Source organism: Streptomyces sp. TE5632, assembly GCF_054061295.1.
Map to the genome: position 1 here is coordinate 595324 of NZ_JBSSEA010000002.1, position 22144 is coordinate 617467.

Annotated in this window: 19 protein-coding genes and 2 pseudogenes; 11 read left to right on the forward strand and 10 right to left on the reverse strand. The window is 68.6% G+C overall.

The features are described 5' to 3' along the window. Window positions 1-86: 86 nt before the first annotated feature. On the reverse strand, window positions 87-419 hold the full coding sequence (locus ACVW19_RS04775) for a deoxyxylulose-5-phosphate synthase (protein ID WP_457456863.1): 333 nt from the start codon (window positions 417-419) through the stop codon (window positions 87-89). Between the two features lie 144 nt (window positions 420-563). On the opposite strand from ACVW19_RS04775, the gene ACVW19_RS04780 reads away from it, so the two are divergent. After that, window positions 564-1229, forward strand: a complete 666-nt coding sequence (locus ACVW19_RS04780; RefSeq protein ID WP_457456865.1) for a hypothetical protein — start codon at window positions 564-566, stop codon at window positions 1227-1229. Between the two features lie 346 nt (window positions 1230-1575). Next, a complete protein-coding gene (locus tag ACVW19_RS04785) occupies window positions 1576-4881 on the forward strand; it encodes a type ISP restriction/modification enzyme (RefSeq protein WP_457456867.1) in 3306 nt (1101 codons plus the stop codon). Between the two features lie 6 nt (window positions 4882-4887). On the opposite strand, the gene ACVW19_RS04790 is transcribed toward ACVW19_RS04785, so the two are convergent. Continuing rightward, a complete protein-coding gene (locus ACVW19_RS04790; RefSeq protein WP_457456869.1) occupies window positions 4888-5295 on the reverse strand; it encodes a hypothetical protein in 408 nt (135 codons plus the stop codon). Window positions 5296-5893: 598 nt separating this feature from the next. On the opposite strand from ACVW19_RS04790, the pseudogene ACVW19_RS04795 reads away from it, so the two are divergent. The 6 genes and pseudogenes from ACVW19_RS04795 to ACVW19_RS04820 form a co-directional block, all read left to right on the forward strand. Then, a pseudogene (locus tag ACVW19_RS04795) lies at window positions 5894-6250 on the forward strand (hypothetical protein); the annotation flags it as partial. A gap of 88 nt (window positions 6251-6338) precedes the next feature. After that, window positions 6339-7217 (forward strand): SUKH-4 family immunity protein, encoded by an 879-nt coding sequence (locus ACVW19_RS04800; RefSeq protein ID WP_457456871.1) that lies wholly within the window; start codon window positions 6339-6341, stop codon window positions 7215-7217. After that, complete coding sequence (locus ACVW19_RS04805) at window positions 7214-8896, forward strand: hypothetical protein (protein ID WP_457456873.1); 1683 nt, start codon at window positions 7214-7216, stop codon at window positions 8894-8896. Before ACVW19_RS04800 ends, ACVW19_RS04805 begins: the two co-directional genes overlap by 4 nt. A gap of 13 nt (window positions 8897-8909) precedes the next feature. Further along, the gene (locus ACVW19_RS04810; protein ID WP_457456874.1) at window positions 8910-9197 is read left to right on the forward strand and encodes a hypothetical protein; all 288 of its coding nucleotides are present in this window, start codon (window positions 8910-8912) and stop codon (window positions 9195-9197) included. 343 nt (window positions 9198-9540) lie between these two features. Continuing rightward, the gene (locus tag ACVW19_RS04815) at window positions 9541-11079 is read left to right on the forward strand and encodes a WXG100-like domain-containing protein (protein WP_457456875.1); all 1539 of its coding nucleotides are present in this window, start codon (window positions 9541-9543) and stop codon (window positions 11077-11079) included. A 17-nt stretch (window positions 11080-11096) separates the two neighbouring features. Further along, complete coding sequence (locus tag ACVW19_RS04820) at window positions 11097-11669, forward strand: SUKH-4 family immunity protein (protein WP_457456876.1); 573 nt, start codon at window positions 11097-11099, stop codon at window positions 11667-11669. A 47-nt stretch (window positions 11670-11716) separates the two neighbouring features. Here ACVW19_RS04820 and ACVW19_RS04825 read toward each other — a convergent pair. The 3 genes and pseudogenes from ACVW19_RS04825 to ACVW19_RS04835 all read right to left on the reverse strand — a co-directional run. Further along, window positions 11717-12125: pseudogene (locus ACVW19_RS04825) on the reverse strand (transposase); the annotation flags it as partial. Between the two features lie 69 nt (window positions 12126-12194). Then, complete coding sequence (locus ACVW19_RS04830) at window positions 12195-13235, reverse strand: hypothetical protein (RefSeq protein WP_457456878.1); 1041 nt, start codon at window positions 13233-13235, stop codon at window positions 12195-12197. A gap of 86 nt (window positions 13236-13321) precedes the next feature. Further along, window positions 13322-13750, reverse strand: coding sequence for an ATP-binding protein (locus ACVW19_RS04835; protein WP_457456979.1), 429 nt, complete (start codon window positions 13748-13750; stop codon window positions 13322-13324). 217 nt (window positions 13751-13967) lie between these two features. Here ACVW19_RS04835 and ACVW19_RS04840 point away from each other — a divergent pair, with 217 nt between their 5' ends. Together ACVW19_RS04840 and ACVW19_RS04845 are read left to right on the forward strand one after the other, a co-directional pair. Further along, window positions 13968-14822 carry a helix-turn-helix domain-containing protein gene (locus ACVW19_RS04840; protein WP_457456880.1) on the forward strand — a complete coding sequence of 285 codons (855 nt, stop codon included), beginning with the start codon at window positions 13968-13970 and terminating at the stop codon, window positions 14820-14822. After that, a complete protein-coding gene (locus ACVW19_RS04845) occupies window positions 14819-15025 on the forward strand; it encodes a DUF397 domain-containing protein (protein WP_457456881.1) in 207 nt (68 codons plus the stop codon). The genes ACVW19_RS04840 and ACVW19_RS04845 overlap by 4 nt, the downstream gene beginning before the upstream one ends. A 193-nt stretch (window positions 15026-15218) precedes the next feature. On the opposite strand, the gene ACVW19_RS04850 is transcribed toward ACVW19_RS04845, so the two are convergent. From ACVW19_RS04850 to ACVW19_RS04870, 5 genes are all read right to left on the reverse strand, one after another. After that, complete coding sequence (locus ACVW19_RS04850; protein ID WP_457456882.1) at window positions 15219-15731, reverse strand: hypothetical protein; 513 nt, start codon at window positions 15729-15731, stop codon at window positions 15219-15221. A 50-nt stretch (window positions 15732-15781) separates the two neighbouring features. Next, window positions 15782-16342, reverse strand: coding sequence for a hypothetical protein (locus ACVW19_RS04855; RefSeq protein WP_457456884.1), 561 nt, complete (start codon window positions 16340-16342; stop codon window positions 15782-15784). Window positions 16343-16644: 302 nt separating this feature from the next. Beyond that, window positions 16645-17469 (reverse strand): SNF2-related protein, encoded by an 825-nt coding sequence (locus ACVW19_RS04860; protein ID WP_457456885.1) that lies wholly within the window; start codon window positions 17467-17469, stop codon window positions 16645-16647. 137 nt (window positions 17470-17606) lie between these two features. Continuing rightward, window positions 17607-18881, reverse strand: a complete 1275-nt coding sequence (locus ACVW19_RS04865) for a protein kinase domain-containing protein (protein WP_457456887.1) — start codon at window positions 18879-18881, stop codon at window positions 17607-17609. A 98-nt stretch (window positions 18882-18979) separates the two neighbouring features. Continuing rightward, window positions 18980-19921 (reverse strand): serine/threonine-protein kinase, encoded by a 942-nt coding sequence (locus ACVW19_RS04870; RefSeq protein ID WP_457456888.1) that lies wholly within the window; start codon window positions 19919-19921, stop codon window positions 18980-18982. 151 nt (window positions 19922-20072) lie between these two features. Here ACVW19_RS04870 and ACVW19_RS04875 point away from each other — a divergent pair, with 151 nt between their 5' ends. Next, window positions 20073-22067, forward strand: a complete 1995-nt coding sequence (locus ACVW19_RS04875) for an N-6 DNA methylase (protein WP_457456890.1) — start codon at window positions 20073-20075, stop codon at window positions 22065-22067. The last annotated feature ends 77 nt before the right edge of the window (window positions 22068-22144 follow it).

The following is a 22144-nucleotide window of genomic DNA, read 5'->3' on the forward strand; positions in this document are numbered from 1 at the left end:
CGGTTGCCCGCCGGCACTTCTTCGACCACCGGGCGCCCACCAGGTGCGGGACCACTCTGATGCCCGCCGTACAACGCCGTGAGCCGTCAGGGCACCTCGCAGCGCACGAGCGCTCTGGCAAAGGACTCGCCCGTGCGGCGGGCGTACGTCATGCGCTCGCGGATCTCCCGCAAGGAGCGCGGACGGTATCCGGGCCCGCCGCAGCAGCTCTTGTGAAAGCGGACGCCCGCGTTGAGGAGGACGGACAGCGTTCGCCAGGCGGCGGCGTCCCGGCGCGGGGGCGCCACGAAGGCCGACCCCACATGGATCAGCGGTTCCGCGCAACGGGGGCAGGTCCGGTGCGGCCTGTCCCTGTCGTAGGGCTGCTTGTACGAGGCCTGACAGGACAGGCAGACGTAGGAGGTCTTCGCGTGGCCCATGCGGCATGGGTAGGCGGCACCTGTGCGAGGCTCGACGCATTTTGGAGCCGGGGCGCTCCCTGGAGGTCTTCGGAAATCCTCACGGACGTTGGGCGTCGTACTGTGACCGTGCGGAACGGGGACGGTGTGCCGCACACTCTCCGGGTGAGAGTGTTGCAGCCCGTCCTCGAAGTCTCCGCTCCCTCCGGCTTCGTGCTCTGGCCGGTCGCCGGGATCGAGCCTTACGGCTTCCTGCCGCTCAGTGGCGCGCTCGCTCCCGCCGAAGTCGGCACGGCGGTCATGAGCATCGCCTCCCACAACGACCTCGCGCCGGCGGCTGACGACCACCCGTCGCGGCCCGCGGATCCGCTCGGAGCCTTTCTGCACGGCCTGCTCACCGTGGAGGATCTCGTGGCGTCCGGAGGTCTGCGTGTCACGGACACCGCCTCCGGCGTCACCTTGTCGCCGGGCTGCTGCAACGGCCTCGAGGAACGCCGCGACTGGTTCGACGTCCTCGACGGGGACGGCTGGGCCTCCTTCGGTCACGACCCGTTCCCGCTCGCCGAACGACACGGCGACGCCGTCCGCCTGACCGTGGACGCCGACCGGGACGGCAGTCCCGTGATCGAGCTCGCCACCGTCGAACTACGGCGCCTGCTCACCGGAGCGGAACGCGACCTGGTCGAGTTCCTCCGCCTCGCTGCCGCCTGGGCCACCCGTCATCTTCCCGGCCATGCCGCCTCGGTGACCGCCGCCCTCGCCCGCGCCCTGCTGCTCCCCGCCCCTCACCCGCCGTCCGCATCATCCCGACCGCCGGGGACCGTGGGCTGACGTACACCCCGCCTCACCGCCCGCCCTCGTCCTTCAGCGCCGCAGCCCGCGGGACAAGGCGGGTGACACGATCCGCTTCAGTATGCTTTTCATGCACTAAGTTCACAAGAGAACTGCGATATCACACGTACACCCTTGCCCTCTTGACGCGGGTGCCGCACACTCACGACGCATGCACACCAGCGGCGAGGACGGGAAACCCTGGCCGTGGGCGGCCGTACAAGCGCGTAAGCCCGGCGCACCAACCGATGTCCGCGCCCTGCCGTTTGGTAAAAAACTGCCCCATACTGCGCATCAGGAGGGGTCGGCTCCGTGTCACGTCCGGGGCCCGAGGTCTGGGGGGACCATGGCTGACGCACGCTTGCAGTGGTTACAGGACGCCGTTTCTGCGTTCGGCGCGGAGTGCAAACGCAGTTTGGCGGGGCCGGGTGATCGCGAGGCGGCGATCCGGGGCCCGCTGGAGCAGTTGTTCCGCGCCATGGGGAAGCACCACGCCCTGCGCGAGATCGGCTGGCATCCGGAGACCCGCATACCGCACCTCGGCGTCCGGCCCGATTACGCCGTACGCGTCGACGCACACATCACCGGCTACATCGAGGTGAAGCGGCCCGGCAAGAACATCGACCCCGACACCTTCACCGGTCACGACAAACGACAGTGGCAGCGCCTGCGCGACCTGCCGAACCTGCTCTACACCAACGGCACTCACTGGCGCGTCTTCCAGTACGGCACGCAGGTCGGCGAGGAGGTCGTCCTGTCCGGGGCGCTGAAGAGCGCCGGGGCGAGACTCACCGCCTCCGATCCGGCCGCCTTCGACGTGCTCGCACGAACGGTGCTCTTCTGGAGGCCGCAGGAGGTCCGGCGGGTCTCGGTGCTCGTCCAGCACATCGCCCCGCTGTGCCGCCTCCTGCGCGAGGCCGTGCGGGAACAACTGCGCGCGGAGAGCGGGATGGACGCCGACGACCCCACCGTCGAGCGCCCCTTCACCGGTTTGAGAAGCGACTGGCGCCGTCTGCTCTTCCCCACCGCCGACGACGCGACCTTCGCCGACGGCTACGCCCAGACCGTCACCTTCGCCCTGCTCCTCGCCCGCACGGAAGGCATCCCGGTCACCGGCACGAGCTTCCACGAGATCGGCCGGCGGCTCCACGCCGGTCACGCCCTGATGGGCAAGGCCCTCCAACTCCTCACCGACAATGTCAACGAGCGGTTCGAGGTGACCCTGGACCTCCTCGCCCGCACCGTCGAACGCGTCGACTGGGAGACCATCCGGCAGGGCAACCGGGACGCCTACCTCCACCTCTACGAGTCGTTCCTCTCCGTCTACGACGACGACCTGCGCCGGCGCAGCGGCTCCTACTACACCCCGCACCAGGTGGTCGAGGAGATGGTGCGCCTCGCCGAGGAGGTACTGCGCACCCGCCTGGGCAAGGCCCGCGGCTACGGCGACGACGGTGTCCACATCGTCGACCCCGCAATGGGCACCGGAACCTACCTGCACACGATCATCGAGCGGGTGGCGCGGCAGGCCGCCGAACGCTCCGGCGACGCCATGGCGCGCGACGCGATCGGCCGCCTCGCCGGGCGCCTGTACGGTTTCGAACTGCAGATGGGCCCGTTCGCCGTCGCCGAACTCCGCGCCGCCGACCTGCTCAAGAAGCACGGCGCCGAGCTCCCGCCGGGCGGGCTCAACCTCCACGTCACGGACACGCTCGACGACCCGTACGTCCAGGAGGAGCAGCTCGCCTCCACCTACGCGGCCCTGTCGGTCTCCCGTGCCCGCGCCAACCACGTCAAGGCCAACGTCCCCGTCACCGTGGTCATCTCCAACCCGCCCTACGACGACAAGGCCGAGAACCGCGGAGGCTGGATCGAGAAGCGCGTCAAGGGCCAGGGCCGCCCGCCCCTGGACGACTTCCGCCACCCCGGGAACGGCCGCTACGAGCACGCGTTGAAGAACATGTACGTCTACTTCTGGCGCTGGGCCGCCTGGAAGGTCTTCGACGCCCACGAGGACGACCGGCACGGCGTCGTCTGTTTCATCACCCCGTCCGCGTTCGCCACCGGTCCTGCCGGGCGGGGCATGCGCGACTACCTGCGCAGGACGTGCGACGAGGGGTGGGTCATCAACCTGTCGCCCGAAGGGCAGCGTTCGGACGTGGCCACCCGCATCTTCCCGCACGTAGCCCAGCCGCTGTCCGTCTGCCTCTTCGTACGGCGCGCGGACCACGACGCCACCCGCCCCGCACGCATCCACTACCGGGCCCTGCACGGCAGACGCGCGGAGAAGTTCGCCCAGCTCCGGGCGGTGGGCCTGGACGACGGCGGCTGGCGGGATGCGCACACGCAAGGAGTGCGGCCCTTCACTCCTGCGGCGTTGTCCGGCTGGGAGGAGTACCCGGCGCTGGACGCGCTGTTCCCCTGGGGCAGTCCGGGCTGCAAGACCAACCGGTCCTGGGTCACTTCCCCTCATCCGTCGGTCCTCCAGCGCCGCTGGGCTCGTCTCGGCGGCGAGCAGGACCCGGAGGCCAAGGCCCTCCTCTTCAAGGAGACGCGGGATCGCCGGCTCGACACACGGGCCTCGTGCCTGCCGGGCTTCCCGCATCCCGCCCGGACCGTCAACGAGGAAGCCGACGCTCGCCCACCGCTCCTGCGCATCGCCCTGCGCAGTTTCGACCGCCATTGGCTCATCGCCGACAACCGGGTGCTCGACTTCCCCCGGCCCGACCTGTGGGAGTCGCTCCAGCCCGGGCAGGTGTTCCTCAACCAGCAGAACAGCCACGAGATCGACAGCGGCCCCGCGCTGGTGGCGACGGCGCTGCTCCCGGACACGCACCACTTCAACGGCCGGGGCGGAAGGGCGCACCCCGTCCTCCACCCGGACGGCAGTGCCAACGTGCCCACCGGCCTGCTCCGGTACCTGTCCGCCGTTCTCGGCCTGGACGGGGTGCCGGTGCACGACCTCGCCGCCTACGCCGTCGCCGTCGCCGGGCACAGCGCCTTCACGGAGCACTTCGCCGAAGAACTGCTCACCCCGGGCGTCCGGTTGCCCCTCACCCGCGACCCGGAGCTGTGGAGCGAGGCGGTCCGCGTCGGCCGTGCGTTCCTGTGGGCGGCCACCTACGGCGAGCGGGGCGATCCGCCCGACGCACCGGCGTCCGGTCAGGAGGGTGTCGGCTTCCCTCCGGGGGACCCGCGCCAGGTCCGGTACGCGACGCCGATCGGCTCCGCCGTGCCCGACACGCTGACGTACGACGAGGAGAGCAGCACCCTCCACGTGGGGCCGGGCGCCTTCACGAGGGTCCCGCCCGCAGTCTGGAACTACGAAGTCGGCGGCATGCGGATCGTGAAGAAGTGGTTCGGCTACCGGAAGGCCTCCCCCACCAGCCGGAGGACCAGCCCACTGGATGACCTCCACGTCACGACGTGGCCGAGCGAGTGGTCCACGGAACTGATCGACCTGTTGTCCGTCCTGCGCCGCCTGGTCGACCTCGCTCCGGCGCAGCAGGCCCTCACCACGAAGATCGTGAACTCTCCGGTCGTCACCACCACCGACCTCACGTCGGCGGGTGTTCTCCCGCCTCAGCCCAGAGCCGACCGCGCCCGGCGACGCGTCGTGCTGGACTTCGGCCGGCCAGCAGACGAACCGTGACCGCGGCTACGCACCATCGCCGGTCGCGACGTGGGCCTCGGCCTGCTCCAGGCTCCACGTCCCCTCCGCGAGCCGTCTCAGGGCGTGTCCGGCGGTGCGGGGCGCCGTACCGCGCGCCACGGTGTCGGCGAAGGACACCACCGTGCTCAACCGTGCCGCCAGCTCGTCGCACTCCGCGGTACGCAGAGCCGCCGCTCCGGTGGTGGTGAGGCGAAGCGTGCCCCGGTCACCGTCCCGCTGCTCGATCAGCCCGGCCCACAGCAGCGTCGGCAGGGCGTCCCGGACCGCGTCCGTGTCGAGGTCCCGGACCGCGTAGGACTCCGGCCCCGTTCCGGGAGCCGGGAGGTCGCAGAGGTCCAGTTCCCGCAACAGGTGGTGCTGGAGCGGCGACAGCTGTCCGATGGGATCGAGCATGGCCCCAGTATGGCCCTCACCGTGCGGGGTACAGGCTCTCTTCACGCCCGGGCGGCTCCGGCGTTCAGGAAGGTCCGGCCCGGTCACCTGCACGACGGCGGCTCGATGGAGCACGGCGCCTCCATCCGAACGGTTTCCATCTACGCATCACGGGTCCTGTCGGCGCCACCGTTCAACGTACTCGGTCCGTCCCGCGGTGCGACCGGGAGGGGCGCCCCCGCACGGCAGCGGGCGGACGCCCGGGACGGCTGTCGTCGCAGTTCGACGAGCAGGGCTTCATGCAGGCGGGGCCATGTCCCGGCCTCGGTCGAATCCCGCTGCCGCCGCCGGCAGGTGATCCCGGAGCAGCCGATCCGTTCGGACGAGACGTCTGCCCAGGACACGCCCTTGCGCAGGACATGTACGACCCCCGCCAGCGCTCGCAGTACGGTCGTCGACCGGCTTCTGTCCGGAAACCCGGTGCCGCTGCGGCGGCCGGGTCGGAATCAGCGGGGCTGTCCGCTCCCACAGGTCATCGGGCACAAGATCGTTGTTCACGCCGGAAGCGTGCCGGAACAAAGCGGCTGAAGAGGCCGAATCAGCCCGGCACATCCGCCCGATGAGCCACAGCACAACGCCGGGCAGCGGGGACGGACCCTGGTACCGCGTCCACACAGAGCAGTTCGAGGCCGCGTTCCTGCCGGACGCCGGCGAGGACTTGGAGTCCGTGGACAACGTCGACGTCTTCGTGGACCTCGAGGACGGCTCCCGGTGGAGCGCGACCGTCATCACCCCCGCCCGGGTCGAGATCCTCATGAAGCGATGGGCCGCCAGCGGGGAAGCCCTCGCAGGCCGCTACTTCTGGTGCTCGAACGGGCTCATCGTCCGCGATGCCGGCATCAGCAACATGACCCAGGTCGTCGCCGGTCTGATCCAGAACGGCGAGTGCACACAGATCCTTCAACGCCTCGACGACTGCCAGCCCCCGGCCCGCACGTCTCATTCTGAAACGATCAGTAAGGTGAGGCCGACCGCTCGTTCGAACTGTGCCGTGAGGTTCATCCATGTCCATCCCCTCACCAGACCAGGCCGTCGCCCACTTCGGCCCCGCCGGGATGCGCCGCTTCTCCCTCACCGGCGCCCATGGCCTGCGGCTTCCCGAGGCTGCGCGCGGGCTGCTGACCGAGACCGGCATCCCGGTCCACGTCACCCCGTACTTCCGCGCCGCGGAGGAGACGGACGCCGTGCCGCTGGGGACCTACGCGGGACACCACGGCGCGGAGCGGGCGCCGGCCGGGACGGAGGGCTGGGCGCGCATCGGCCACGACCGGCTGGCGCAGCTCTGCGTACGCCCGGACGGGGCCGTACAGGCGGTGTTCCTCGCCGCGGAGGCGGCCGACATGTTCGTCGCCACCGATCTCCCCTCGCTGATCGCCTGCCTCGCGGCTCTGGACCGCACCCTGCCCGTGATCGCCGCCGCGCCGGACCTGCCGGAGGCCGCGGCGGCCTTCCGAGAGCTGAACGAGGAGCTGCGCACCATCGACCCCTCGGCTTTCGCGGAGCGGGAGAACTGGTGGCCGCGTGTCCTGGACGACGTACGGCACACCCTCAACTTCCCCTTCTCGGCCGCCTTCGAGTACGTCGACGAGGCCGGGGAGAAACAGATCGTCACGGAGGCCACCGGACCGGGACGCCTCCACCCCGAGGAGATCATCCGGCGGCGGCTGGAGTCGGAGGGAGTCCCGGCGGACCGCGTCCGGCGGGTGTACTGCGAGTTGCAGCCGTGCATGATGCCGGGACATTACTGCGCGGTGTGGCTGCAGCAGGCCTGCCCTCAGGCGGAGTTCACGCACAGCTTTGACTACGGCGAGGACGCCGACTCCCGGGAGCAGGGCCTGAAGGAACTGATCGCCTACACCGCCCAGCAGGCGGGCCGCCGTTGACCGCCGGCACCTGGGCCCGCCCCGCTGCGGGCCGCGAACCGGCCGGTGCGGCGCTGCTCGGCTGGCTGGCCGACCCGGCGGCACCCCGTCTGTGCCTGGTGACCGGGGGCGAGAACTGCGGGAAGTCGCAGTTGCTGGCGTGGCTGGTGGCACACGGGACCCGTCCCGGTACGGCGCCGGAGCGCCGGGTACACGGCTTCGTCCCACTGGCCGGGCAGGGCGTACGGACGGCTTTGTGGACCCTGGCCGATCAACTCGGGGTGGCGGCAAGGGCGCCGGGAGAACTGCTCGCCGAATTGTCGGCCGACCGGCGGCGCACGGTGCTCGTCCTGCCGGACCTCCACGCGGCCACCGACCCGTACGCCCTGGCCGACCTGGTCGGCGCGTTGGTCGGCCTGGAGCATGTGCGGATCTCAGTGGAGGCGCGGACCGGCCATGAGGTCATACCAGCGCTGAAGGCGCTCGCCCCAGCCGAGATGGACCTCGACGGCCCTCAGTGGACGGACCTGGCCCGCGCAGAGGCATGGCAGGCGGTCCACCCCACGCGACGCGAGTCGACGACACCGGGTCCGGAGGAGACATCTGCACCCCTGGACCTGAACGATCCCGTTGGGGTCTGCGCGGCGGACCCGGACCAGGTGACGTCGGCGTATGAAGCGGACACGGAACCCCGAGGCGGACTGAGGCGAGCGTGGCTGCGCGCAGGGCGGTCACTCTTGCGCGATCAGGAACCGGCCGACCGGGCCCTGGTCCTGCTGGCCGCCCTCGGTGACGGAGCCGATCCACGCCTGGGCCCCACACTTGAGCGACTCGCGGCCGGGGCCCCATGGTGGTCGGTGTGGTCCCGAGTACGCGGGGACGTGACACCACCGTGGCCGGGACCGGTCATGGCGCTCACGGTCACCTCGGGGCCGCTCCCGGAGCAGCTGCTGCTGGCGGACCACCAGGGCACCCTCCGGTCCATATCGTGCTCCGACGCCATCCCGGTCGGCCGCCTGCCCGGCCTCGCACCCGACGCCCTCGGCCTGGTCTCTCTGCCGGACGGAACGGTGGTGGTGCTCGACAGCGACGGGCGCTTGCACACTCACCGAGCATTGACCGCGCCCCGCCCCTCCGGTTTGGCCGCACTCCTCGACGACGGCCCTGGCGCCGGAGAGCAGGCGGTCGAGACCCTGTCGAAAGCCGTGACGCACACGCAGATCACCGCACTCGCGGCTTCCGAGCGCGCGGTGGCCGTGGCGGATCGCACGGGAAGGGTGTACGTCGCCTTCCTCACCGACCCCGGTCGGGTTCTGCCGACCGAGCACCTGCACGAGGGTCCGGTCACAGCCCTGGCGCTGGCGGACGTACCGGTCGCCGAATCGGGACCGGACATCAGCCTGGTGTACAGCGGGGGAGCGGACGGCCGGGTGCGCGTGTGGGGACCCGGCAACAGGCCGGCAGACGTGCCGGTGGCGGAACGCGCCTCTTCAGCGCACGCGTTGGCGGCGCGAATGACGACATCCGGCGTGGCCCTGTCGATCGCCTGGACGGACGGCCTTGTCGAGTACCGGCGCTTGGACACCGCTGAGCGGCGCACCTTCCATCCCGGACAGCCGGTGAACGCGTTGGCGTTGACGCGTACGGAGGAACTGCTGATCGGCACGGACGAGTTGTTGACGTGCCTGCGTCCGGCCTGACGGGGCCGCGTGCGTGAAGTCATCGATGCTCAGCCTCTCCCATCAGGAACTGCTGAGCCGGCTCGGTTCCGACCGAGTTGAACGCTGCGTACGCGACCACGCGAAAGCGCTGGGCTCAGCGGGACCGACGCTCGGCTTCCTGTGCGACGTCGGCGTTCCCTCCATGCCCAAGGCGGAGACCGGAGCACCCGGCGCTGATGCGCACCACCGTGCCTTTGATGCCGTGCAGGGCGGCCAACGGCGCGCGTGCGAGGAGGCGAAGGACGGGATCACCTGGGCAACCTGCCTGCCGGGGATTTGATGTCCCGGTGGTGCTGCATGCGGATGTGTCGTCCCTCGCGTACACCGTCTACTGGATGCCAAGGATGCCGCCCAAGGCAGCGGTCGCAAGGACGCCGCGCGGGCAGGAGGCCACCGTCGACCGGATTCAGCGGCAGGTCACGCAGGGCGACCCGCTGCAGTTGCGCACCCAGAGGGCGAGTGGACCGTGGCATCGGCGAGAGCGCCATGGGTGTGTGATGCGGGAAGTGATGCGGAATCTGTGACGAGCCGTCAACAGAAGGATGACTGAACACCATTCCGGTTGACGTACGTGTGCCCGATTGCGAAGGTGGAGGGAGGTGATCATGGGGGAGACGTGACGCGTGGGCAAGAAGCTGCCCGATGAGCTTGTCGAGGTCCTTGACCTGGTCGGTGTGCAGTGGCCGAACATCGACGAGGATGAGGTGCGCGATACCGCCAAGGACTACCGCAACCTCGCCGAAGGCATCCGGGATGTCATAGCTGAGGGAAACAAGGCCTGTTCGCACATAGTCGGCGGCCGAAGCAAGGGCAAGACGGTCGACGCACTGGACCGCCGCTGGGGCAAGCTCACCACCAAGGACCTGTCCACCTTCGCCAAGTCCCTGGACGACCTGGGCGACGCCCTCGACGACTGCGCCGGGTTCATCGAGGGCTGCAAGGTGGCCTGCATCGCCGAACTCACTGCCACGGCCGCCGGCGCGACTGCGGGCATCATCGGGATGTTCTTCACGGCCGGCCTCAGCGGCCTCCTCAGTGCGGCGGCGATCGCCGCTTGCCGACTCGCCCTGAACGAGGCGATCGACTACGCGGTCGAGAGGATCACCGCGATCGTCACGGACCGTATCGAGGGCAAGATCCTCGCCAAGATCGAGGACGTCTTCACCGACCGCCTCGACGCCGGCGACGAGGACCTGTCTCACTACGCGGCCGGCGGCTCGGACATGGCCCAGGACCTGGTCATCGAGTTCGACGAGTTCGACCGGGCTTCCGGCGGCTACGGCACGACTCGCGAGAACTTCGACAAGAAGAAGGGCGGCCACAAGACCGGCGGCGCCAAACGCCGCTCCTCCGTCAAGAAGGACAGCCGCTTCCACAAGCTCGCCACCGTCATGGACAAGTGCGAGGACGCCGTCGACAAGAAGGCCGACGAGACGGTCGACGTGCTGGAGAAGCACGGCGGGGCGATCGACAAGGGCAAGAAGCATCACAAGGAGCGGGACGAGAAGACCAAGAGGGACATCGACGCCTGCGACAGCGGCGCTGTGCCGATGTACCTGCTCAACGCCGACGGATCAGTTCAGCAGTTGATGCCGGACGGCACCTTGGGCAACGTCTCCAAGGCAGACAAATCGGGAATATGGAACATACTTGAGACGGATGGCACCATATGGCGCGCCCCGAAGCGGGGTAACCCCTATCCGGTCCCCTCGGGGCGCAAAGGCCCCAAGGTCAGTTCCACGAAAATCAGTCCGGGCAGCACCCCCCTGTCGCGTGCCACGGAAATAGCCCGCTTCGCCAAAAAGGACTACGGCGGCACCAACTTTGCGGCTGCTGAGTACCTGCCCTCCGACGGCAAGAAACCCATCATCCTCGTAGGCGACAGCGAAGGTCCACACTCGGAGCGCCTTATAGGCTATCCGGTCCTCCGGCACGGCGAAGAGAAGAACATCAACAAGGTATACACCGAGAGAGAACCGTGCCAACTGTCCCCGAAGTGTGATCAATGGCTGGACGAGTACTTCAAATCCAAGAATCCAAAGCTGGAGGTAGAATACGCCAATGACTACGACCAGAAAGACAGAACCAGCGGTAGAGACAAGGAGCACCGTGACTACATGAGGGACCTGGCACGCGCACACAAGCAACAAGGACACCCTTAGCAGGAGACACAGAATTGTTGATCACCATCACACCACGCCAGGTAGTCGACAGCTTCGGTCTTACCTGCGTCACGTACTTCCCTCGTTCCGCCGACAGCCACATGCGAAGCGAGGTGGCGCACTTCCTGTCAGATGCCGGCTTGCCGGAAAGTTCGTTCTTCTCGAGCCGCTTCGACCTCGAAGACGAGTCCCTGGAGAGGATTGACGGCAGGCCGACACTGAAGACCGCGTTCGAGGCAGACGGCGCCGAATGCCCGCCCGAATCCGAAGGGTGGGAGATCCTGGGAGTCTTCAACTACGCAACGATCGCCATCGACCCGAGCGATGGGCGAATCTACTCCTTCCCCGAAGGGGAAGAGAATTACACCGCCATGAACGCGGATCTTTCCTCATTCGTTCATTCCCTCATCGTCCTGGAGCAGGGAAAGAGTGAATACAATGGGCTTCCGGTGGACGAAGGAGGTGAACGCGCTCGCGTCGTGGAGCGTGCCAGGCAGCAGATTTCCGAGGTTGACGAAACCCCTTTCGCTGATGAAGACAGTGAATGGAGCAGGCTCTTCGAAGAAATCGGCTTCGGAATGTGGGGCTGATACGGAGACCGGCGACGATCGGCATCTCCTTTCTCAAGCCTCGGACTGGTTCGCAGGCGGCGCGGGCATATGAGGCTGCAGGCCAGTTCGAGCAGGCCCTGAGGGAGGTCGGCGCGTCGCTCGTAGCGGGTGCGGAGCCGCTTGAACTGGTGCAGCCGGGCGAAGGCGCGCTCGGCAACCCAGCGCACCTTGTCCAGTCCGGAACCGTGCGCGATGCTGCGCCGGGCGATCAACGGCCCGCAGCCGGCGCCAGGCCGTCGCACCGGAACAGCCCACCGTCTCCATGGGGACACCACACCATGCGACACCGGTCCGCTGACCGTACATGACGTCGGTGAGTGCCGCTCGGTCGGGAACGCGCAGCCGCCCGGGATGGCGACGACGCCGTTCGGGAGCAGGCGGCAGCAGCGGAGCCACCCGCTCCCACAGGTCGTCAGGAACAGGGTCGACGCGCACCTCGGACACCCTGCCGACCAAGATCGTCGAGTGCAGGACCCGCAGCTCAGCTCATTCCGAAACGATCGGTTACTGGACCGTGCCCGAGAAGCTCACCCGCACCGCCACCACGGAACCCGCCGCGTCCAGGTCGGCGGACACGGGGAAATGACCGTCGCCCCAGGTGGTCATCGTGCAGAGCAGCCGGGCGTCACCGATGTCCACGGTCCCGGCCTCGAGTTCGGAGGCACGGATCTGCCGCATCATCTGCCAGTGGTGGGAGTGCGGCCGGAAGTCCACCATCATGCGGCGTCCGGTCTCCTCCTTCCAGTCCATCAGGGCGCGGGCCTTGTCCACCGCTTCCGCCACGGCCAGCCCCGCCCATCCCCGGACACCGTCCTCACCGGGCTCACCCAGCTCCGAAGCTCCGAAGACCACTGCGGCCTCCTCCGCGGCAGCGCCCCAGAACGCGACATCGGCCAGTCCGTCCGCCGGTTCGTCGTGCTGCCAGGCACTCAGGGCATCGGCGTCACCGAAGAGGACCCGGGCCCAGTCGACGCCGACGTCACCCAGCGCCACGGAGGACTCCACGGGACCATCGCCCAGCTGCACGCGTATCTCTGACCAACGCCGGCCGCTCCCGTCGCCGGGATCCACCCGCGACGCGAGCACCGGCAGGTCCCGGTCACGGGGCATCCCGCCCACCGCGACCACGGGGATCCCGAACATCAGGAAACCACCGCCGCCTCCGGAAGCGGCCCGATGCGCGCGTCGGGCATGTGGCTCCCGACTCGGCAACGCCTTCAAGCGGGCGTCCAGCCCCGAGGCCCGGCAGTGGTCCTCGAACATCGTCCCGAGCCCCGCCGCCCGGGAAGCCGGGACGTCGTGGAGCATCGCGCCGGGCTGCCGGCCGAAGCTGCGGGCCGCCTCCGGGGCGTCCGGTCCGACCACGGCGAAGTCGACCGAGCCGAGGACATCGGCGGCCGTCTCCGCGTCGTCCACGCCGAGCAGAGCGGGATCGATCTCCGCCGGTGACCTCTCCCCGCTCCACGCCCCCAGATGACCGCCGTCGATGACGACCAGGGCCCCGGACGGACATCGGATCTCACCCAGCCTGAAAACCTCTTCCACGGCGCGGAGTCTACGGCCGTACCTCGGACCATGATCGTGCGGGCCGAATCCGCTCACCGCGGGCGTGCTTCCGTCGGCAGACTCCTTCACGTGCGGAGGAAAGAAGGACCGACGACCGTCAGGTCCGCCCAGACGGTCTTCGTGTAAGCGTCCCGGACCTCGCAGCCCCACCGTTCGGCGTACGCCGCCACGAGCAGCAGCCCGCGTCCCGACGGGGCGTCGAGTGCGGCCGGGTCGGCGGCCGGGTCGGCCGGCAGGCGTTCGGGGCGGGTGTCCGTGACCTCGACGCGGACGGCGGCGTGTTCGGACAGGAGGAGCAGCGTCAGCCGGAAGTCCCGTCCGGGGGTACGGCCGTGGGTGACGGCGTTGGCCGCCAGCTCGGCCGTGACGAGGGCGACGGCCTGGGACGTCTCGGAGTCGTACGGGATTCCCCAGGCCGTGAGCTGCTGTCCGGCGAGGCGGCGGGCGAGACGGGCTCCGCGTGCGCTGCTGCTGAGGCGGATGGTGAACTGCATGGCGTGGGTGGGTGGTCCGACCCTGGCATTGGATGACTTCACGGAGTAACCGTCCCGTCACGCACATAGCCTGGCGAGGTCGGGCTTCCGTACCCGGACACGCGGTACGGCTGCTGTACAGGTTCGTACGGCAGATGTACGGGTCCACGTGCGTGGCTGGAACGACAGATCAGTCGTTGTCGGTCACAACGGAAAACTGCACGGAACAGGGGGCGCGATGGGCAGGACGATCCAGCGGGAATGCGGGACCACCGGTCGACGTGGACCGGACAAGGAACGTCCGGCGGCATGGAGCGCCTACGGGAAGCTCGTCCGCCTCTTCCGCGAACGCGCCGGCCTCACCCAGCAGACCCTCGCGGACGCCATCGGCTACTCGCTGGAGCAGGTCGCCTCGGTCGAACAGGGCCGGCGCCCGGCGAAGGCCGCGTTCACGAGGGCGGCGGACCGGGTGCTGGAGGCGGGCGGGGTTCTGGAAGTGCTTCAGGACGAGGTGGACCGGGCGAAACTGCCGCGCTTCTTCCGCAACTTCGCGCTCATCGAGGCGGAGGTCGTCAGCCGCTTCTCCTACGATCCGCTGCTGGTGCCGGGGCTGTTGCAGACGGAAGGGTACGCGCGGGCGGTGTTCGCCGGGCACTGCCCGCCGCTGAGCGAGGGAATCATCGACCAGCACACGGAGGCCCGGCTCAGTCGGCAAAAGCTGCTCATGCGGATGCCGCTCGCCGAGTTGTCGTTCATCATCAGCGAGGAGGCGTTGCGCGATCCGGTGGGGAGCCCAGCGGTGATGCGCGAGCAGTGGCAACGGCTCCTGGAGGTGGGCGGGTTGCGGAACGTGGAGATCCAGGTCATGCCCGCCAGGCGGGGCTTCCATCCGGGCAAGAACGGTCCGTTCGTGGTGGTGGAGACGCACGAACACAAGCACCTTGGGTACTTCGAATCCCAGGGCGTCGGGTGCGTCGTCTCAGAGCCCGCAGAGGTCAGTGCCTTCGCCTTGCGATATGGCAAGCTGCGATCGCAGTCCTTGAACGTCGAGGAGTCTGCGCGACTCATCGAGCGGATGGTGGGAGAGACATGAGCGTGGAGCAGGTGGCCGAGAACGTGGACGGGCCGCGCTGGTTCAAGAGCAGCTACAGCGGATCGGACGGCGGCGACTGCGTGGAGGTGGCCGCCGGCCTGGACGCCGTGTACGTACGGGACTCGAAGGCTACGGGCGACGGGCCAGTGCTACGGATCGGCCAGGGCGAGTGGGCGGCGTTCGTGGCGCTCACGGTTGAGTAGGCCGAACTCCGAGCACGACAACGGGCTTGCTCGCGTCACTCGAGTGACGCGAGCAAGCCCGTTGCCCTCCGCCCTTCAGCGGAATAGTGGAATCCGGCGCAGCGACACGCGACGGCCCCACCCACCCACCGACAGAACAAAAGGGGCAAAATCACCGTGTCAGACGGTCAGCAACCCCGCTGAAGAATCGAGGTCAAGCCTCCAGGGAGCCTTCGGGGCTGTCCTTGCTTTCGGCCATTACCTTGCCGCCGACAAAAACTACGCCTAGGGCGAGTGCAGCACCAGCGCCAACCACCACCTTCTTAAGCACCCCATCCAAGAACTTCTTGTTCTCGCTATCCTTCTGGAACTCCAGCCTTCCAGTTTCCTGGATTTGCTCGATGAGGAACTTCTTCTGTTCCCAACTCAGGTCGTCCTTGCTGAGTTCACCCTTGAGGGTTTCCCTGATCTCCTGGAAGGCCCGATGGACATGCTCCTGGCTTTGCTTATTGGCTGAGAGCGTGGACTCATGCGCTTCCTCCATCGCGTCCACAGCATCCTTGGCGAAATCCTTGAACACGGGGAACTGCTCAACGATCTTAAGAGCCACCTCAGTGTCCATGTCAGGCATCATGGCCGCGAACCTGATCATCTTGTCTTTGGAGAGGTTCCTCCAGGACTCGATCCCAAGCGCCTGCATGATCTCAGCTTCGTTCTTGCAGCCCATGCCGTGACTCCGTCCGCCGTCCTGTCTTGTTTCCCTGTCATTTCGTCGGCTCAGAAAAGGGCGCCCTCGGCGCCCTCACCGAAATCCGACCCACTTCGCGCAGTCAGCTGCTCCTTGCGCTTCCGGACGGCCTCCGGAGAGGGTGGCGGCAGGTCGGGGGACTTCTCCCGCGCCTTCTTCTCCGTCACTCCCTTGTGCAGACCGAGGTGAACCTCGTCGGCGTACGCCTGGTGGTTCAACTGACGCAGCCGGTCGATGATCTCGGTTCGGGCAAGCAAGCCGATGGTGTAACGGGAGCCCTGGTCGGTCTCGTGGAAGCCGTGGTCGAGTAGAAACGTCTCGTGGGTCGGGTCAGCGGGCGGGGTCTGCCCGGAGTCGTCCAAGAGATCGTGCCAGCCATACGCCTCGACGGTGGCTCTATCAATTTCCTCATGGATACGCCGAAGCTCAACGATTTCTGGATCCTGGCACTCTGATTCGTGAACCAGGTTGTAGGTGTCAGTGAGCCCCATCCCCCGGGAAAGCATCAAACGCTGCCGGTGTGCGTGGAGTCGCCCGCCTACGTCGCGGAGTCGTTCCGTCAGGCAGGGGCGGACCAAAGTCTCGAACACGTCGGTAGTTGTATAGCGGAGATCACCCTTGATGGTTGAACCACGACCCAAAGCCCACCAGTAATGTGGAGCACTACTCAGAAGAGCTAGAAGTGCATGGTCCTCAGATGCAAACAAAGCAAGCGCATGCGAGTAAACCTGTCCTGCCGACACCAGGACCGGCATGACCGTGGGCGCGTGAATAGTCATCACAATACAATGCCGCAAGCCAGAGATAGCCCCGACCATCGCGGGACGCTTCTCAGCATACTGCCACCAATATTCACGATATACTTTACGATTATTCTTGTCTCGCTCGGGCTTTACATCACGAAGCACTTTAGCGTACGCCAGCGGATATTCTTTGGCTCGACCTTGCGGCCAATCACGAAAATCAATAACCCACCGATCCGAAACGTGATCGGGTCGATTATTAACGTCCTTACCATTGACAAAAGGAAAGAGGAGCGGAAGGGATTCGCCGCTGTGCCGTGGGTGCGGCGCAGGCGGGCGCAGTGCTCGGAGTCGACGATGGTGAACTCCAGGCCGAACTTCTCGGCCATCTCGTCGCGCCACTTGAGGGTGAGGCCGGCCGGGCAGACGACCATGGTGCGGCGGGCCCGGCCGCGCAGCAGCAGTTCCTGGACGACGAGTCCGGCCTCGATGGTCTTGCCGAGGCCGACGTCGTCGGCGAGGAGAAGGTTGACGCGGGGGGCGCCGACGGCGCGGGAGACCGGCTCCAGCTGGTAGGGCTCGACGGCGACGCCGGAGCGGAACGGGGCCTGGAGGGTCTTGGCGTCGGCGGAGGCGACGGCGGACCAGCGGGCGGCGTCGAGGAAGGCGGCGAGGCGGTTCGGGGAGTCGTAGGAGCCGGTGGAGGCGTCGGGGAGGGAACCGGCGGGCAGGACGCGGCGGCCGGGCTCGACCTCCCAGATGACGGAGAGGGTGTCGCCGAAGCGGCCGTCGGCGACGGACTGGAGGTGGACCAGGGTGGCGGGGCGGCGGTTCTCGAGGCCGTTCTGCGCGGCCGGGGACGGCTCGACGCGGGCGACCACCCAGGACTGGCCGCGCACCTCGACGAGGTTGCCCTCCTCGGGGAGCTGCTCGGCCCCCGTCCGCTCGGTCTCGCGCTGAGCTGCTGGCGTCATGGGCGCTGTTCCCCCCGGGTCTCTCCTGCGGCCGTCCGTAGACAGTGTCCTGTCTCCCCTCCGGGCGGTGCGGTCGCAGCGCAACATGCAACATTAGCCGTGAACAGAGATTACAAAACCATCGGATTCGCGGCGGATTATGCGATACGACGGAGCCGGTCCAGCAGGGCGCGGGCCCGTCCGTTCCGGGGATCAGCCTCGGACAGAACCCGGTCCTCGTCGTCCGCCAGGCGCTTCAGCAGTTCCCTGGCCGCGTGGCGCTCGCCCGTGCGGGCCAGCAGCACGGCGATCTCGTACCGCGTGTCCAGCACACCGGGGTCGTCCGCCCCGAGGAGACTGCGCTGCTCGGCGAGGACCGACTTCAGCTCGTCCAGTGCCTCACGGGTGCGGCCGAGGCCCCCCACGCACAGGGCGTGTCCGGCGCGGGCGGCGAGGACGTCGGCCCGCCCCAGGCCCGCCCCGGCCATGAGGTCGCCGTACTCCCGCAGAGCGCGGGCGGGTTGGCCCGACCGGCGAAGGCCGTCGATCTCAGCCAGCCGGGGATGCGGAATCGTCGGTGTCGAGGGGCGTACCGGGTCGGACGCCCAGACGGCTGCCCGTGCGGCCACTTCCGTCGCCGAGGCGGGCCGGTTCTCCGGCTTCTTCTCCAGGAGCGCCTCCACCAGTTCCCGCAGTCCAGCCGGGACGCCGGGGCGGCGCTCGCCGAGTGGCGGCACGGGGTCGTGCGCGTGCTGGTGGTAGAGCATGAAATGGCTTCCGGTGGCGAAGGGCGGGGCTCCGGTCAGCAGTTCGTAGAGGACGCAGCCCAGCGAGTACAGGTCACTGGCGGGCACCGTCTTCCCCACGGCCTGCTCCGGGGCCATGTACACCACCGTGCCGGGAGTGGCGTTCGCCGCGGTGAAACGGGTCTCGCCAGGCTGCGGATCGAGGGCGGCGGCGACACCGAAGTCGAGGACCTTGAGCTCACCGTCGGGGGTGAGCATCAGGTTCGACGGTTTGAGGTCGCGGTGCACGACGGACTGGGCGTGCGCGTGAACGAGCACCTCGGCCGTGCGCCGGGTGACGTCCGCGGCATGCTCGACGGGCAGCGGGCCGTCGCTCTTGAGGACGGCGTCGAGGGCCCGGCCGGGGACGAGGTCCATGACGAGGTAGAGCTCGCCCTCGTGGCTGCCGTGGTCGTGGACGGCGGGAATGCCCGGGTGGCGCAGGCGGCTGGTGAGGCTCGCCTCGCGCAGGAAGCGGCGCTCCAGGGAGGTGAACTCCGCGCCGCCCGCGCGGGGGGCGAGGAGCTTCACGGCGACCTCGCGGCAGTGCTCGCCGCAGTCCTCCCGGTCGTACGCCGCCCAGACGACCCCCATGCCGCCCCGGCCCAGCTCTCGGGTGAGCTCGTACCGTCCCAGGCTTCGCCGCATCGCGCTCGTCCCCAGTCCCGGCGCTCGCGGCGCCCCTTCACTGCCCTACGGCCGGGGCGAGGTCGAGCACCCGGCCTGCGCGGCCATCCTCTCATCGCTCACACGGGGCTCGGCCCTTGCGGGACGAGGAAGGGACGGCGGGGGTCCTCCGGCATGCCTGGCCGGGTGGCCAGTTCGGGGCTGGGCGTCGGCAGATAGGGGGCAAGGGCCGCGTACACCTCGCTGGCGGAGGAGGGGCGGTCGTCCGGACGCTTGGCGAGCAGGGCGATGACCAGGTCCCGCAGACCGCGCGGGACGTCGACGCCCGAATCCGCGATCGCGGGCGGCGGCGAACTGAGGTGGTGCGTGGCCAGCAGCGCCGGCTGGTCCGTGGCGAAGAGCGTCTCGCCGGTGAGCATGTGGTGCAACAGGCAGCCCACCGCGTAGAGGTCGCTGCGTCCGTCGAGCCGGTCCTGCCCGGAGAGCAGTTCGGGCGAGGCGCACACGATGTTGCCGACGCTCTCGCCGGTCATGGTCAGGCGCGGGTCGGCGTCGCTGAGGACCTTGACCAGTCCGAAGTCCAGGATCTTCACGACACCGTCCCTGCGGACCATGATGTTCTGGGTCTTGAGGTCGCGGTGGACGAGGCCGGCCGCGTGGGCGGCCGACAGGCCGGCGCACAGCTGAGCCGCGACGGCGGCGGCCGTGGGCACGTCGAACCGGCCGTCGTCCTGCTGGTCGAAGAGAAATTCGAGGGTGGTGCCCTCGATCAGTTCCATGACCAGGCAACAGGTGCCGTCCGTGATCGACGCGTCGAAGACGGTCGTCGTATTCGGGTGGGCGAGGCGCGCGGCGGCCTTCGCCTCCCGCCGGAAGCGCCGCAGTGCCCCGTCCCGGCTCCGGGGGACGGCAAGCAGGTCCGCCGCGACGGTCTTCACGGCCACGGGCCGCTCCAGACGCAGGTCACGCCCCTGCCACACCTGACCCATCTGGCCACGACCGAGGACCGATGTGAGCTGGTAACGCTCAAGGAGCACCGCTCCCGGCGTGAATCTTTGCATTTCCGCCACCCTCCACACTTTCCGCACAGCGATCCCGAGCATTTGCACTGTGAACAAAGTCAATGATCGTAGTAGCCTGCCAAGTACGGCCCCCAAAGACCCCTCCACCGCCGGTCCGCACGTAAACACCCCAGCACCTCGGAGACTGCCGATGAGTACAACCGAACCCGTACCCGTCAGCCTGGCCGAGATCGCCCGGATCGCCGGCGTGGGGCGGGCCGCGGTGAGCAACTGGCGGCGGCGTCACGACTCCTTCCCCACGCGGATCGGCGGCACCGACGTCAGCCCTCAGTTCTCGCTGGGGGAAGTCGAGCAATGGCTGATGGACAACGGGAAAATCGACACCATCGGCGGCCGGGAATCCCTCTGGCCCCGGTTCGAAGCTCTGGGCAGCAGGGAGCAGTCGGGACTCGCCATCGCCGAGGCGGCCCGCCGCATGAGCTCCCCCAGAACACGCAGTCCACACATCGAACTCACTTCAGAGGCAAGAGAGTTGGCAGGGGAGGCGGCGAAACTCGGACGCGCCCAGGGTCCGCGTGAGACCTTTGAGTTCCTGCTCCAGCGGTGGCTGGAGACTCATGTGCGGCAACTCAGCACCACTCCCCCGCCGCTCGCCTCGTTGATGACACGGACGGCACTCGCTGTCCGGATCGGCGAGCGCGACGACGAACTCACCGTCCTCGACCCGGCCTGCGGCACGGGGCATCTGGCGGCTTCGGCTGTACAGGCGTGTGCCGGTCAGGGGCTGGTGGTGCTGGCCTGCGAGCGGGACCCGGCACTCGCCGCGCTGGCCTCGGCCCGGCTGGTGTTCCTCGCGGACGACCATGCCGACCATGCCGTTCGTACGGAGATCGCCACGGCCGACGCTCTGCGCGACGATCCGTTCAGGGGGGTCCAAGCAGACATCGCACTCTGCAACCCGCCGTTCAACGAACGTGATTGGGGCTACGAAGAACTCGCCACGGACCAACGCTGGACTCACGGACTGCCGCCGCGGACCGAGCCGGAACTGGCGTGGGTGCAGCACCTGCTCTCCCACTTGAAGCCCGGCGGAGCGGCTGTCGTCGTCCTGCCCCCCGCGGTCGCTTCACGCAAGGCCGGCCGCCGCATCCGCGGTTCGCTGCTGCGTACCGGCGCACTGCGAGCGGTGGTGGCACTTCCGCCCGGAAGCGCGCAACCGCACAGCGTTTCACTGCAGTTGTGGATCCTCAGAGCGGCTCCGGACAGCCAGGCAGCTCCGCCGCCCAGCCAGGACGCGCTTCTCGTCGATGCCACACGCTTCGCGAGATCCGGTACGCGGGAATCGGGTCCCCACTGGGATGCCCTGCACGACTTCGTGCTGTCCGCCGTGGACACACTGGACCGCCCGGGCGCCGAACTGCCCGACGGCGCCGTCCGTGTTCCGCTCATCGACCTCCTGGACGACGAGGTGGACGTCACTCCCGGGCGCCACACGTCGGTCGGCACAGAGCCCTCTGGTCTCGAACTGAAGTCGGCATGGGAGGAGTTGAGCACCGCATTGGCCGACCTGACCGGTCAGGCGCGACATCTGACGGAACTGGGCTTCGACGCCGACAGGCCGCAGACCACGGTCACCGTGGGCGACCTGGTCAAGGCCGGTGCCCTTTCGCTGCGCGCCGGACAGCAACCGCCGGACGGCACGACGACGCCCCGCGCGGGTTCCGTGCCTCTCCTGACCGTTCCCGATCTGCTGACGGACGGCACCCCCAGCGGCCTCGTCGCCACCAAGTCGGCGCATGCCGTCGCCGAGGAGGGTGACGTCGTCGTCGCCGGCGTCGTGCGCGCCTTCAAGGCGTGGGTGCACGAAGGCTCCCCGATAGCTCTCGGACCCCAGCTGTACGCCTTGCAAGTGGACCCGGCGAAGCTGGACGCCCGCTTCCTCGCCGGATGCCTGCGGGCCCCCTCCAACGGGCGCCAGGCGGGCACCCACGCCTCCAGTTCGTCACGCGTCGACATCCGGCGCCTTCACGTACTCCAGCTTCCGTTGGAGGCGCAGAAGGCGCACGCCGAGGTCTTTGGACAGCTGAGCAGCTTCGAGGCACGACTCGCCGAGGCCGACCGGCTGGGCAGGGGGCTGGTGGGTGATGTGACCGACCGGCTCGCGGCGGGCGGGCTCGCCCTCTGACTCGGCCGGGCGGCATCAGCCTGGAGCGAGCGGGATTCCTGTCCGGGTTGACCCTCGACCTTGTCGAGGCGGCAGGG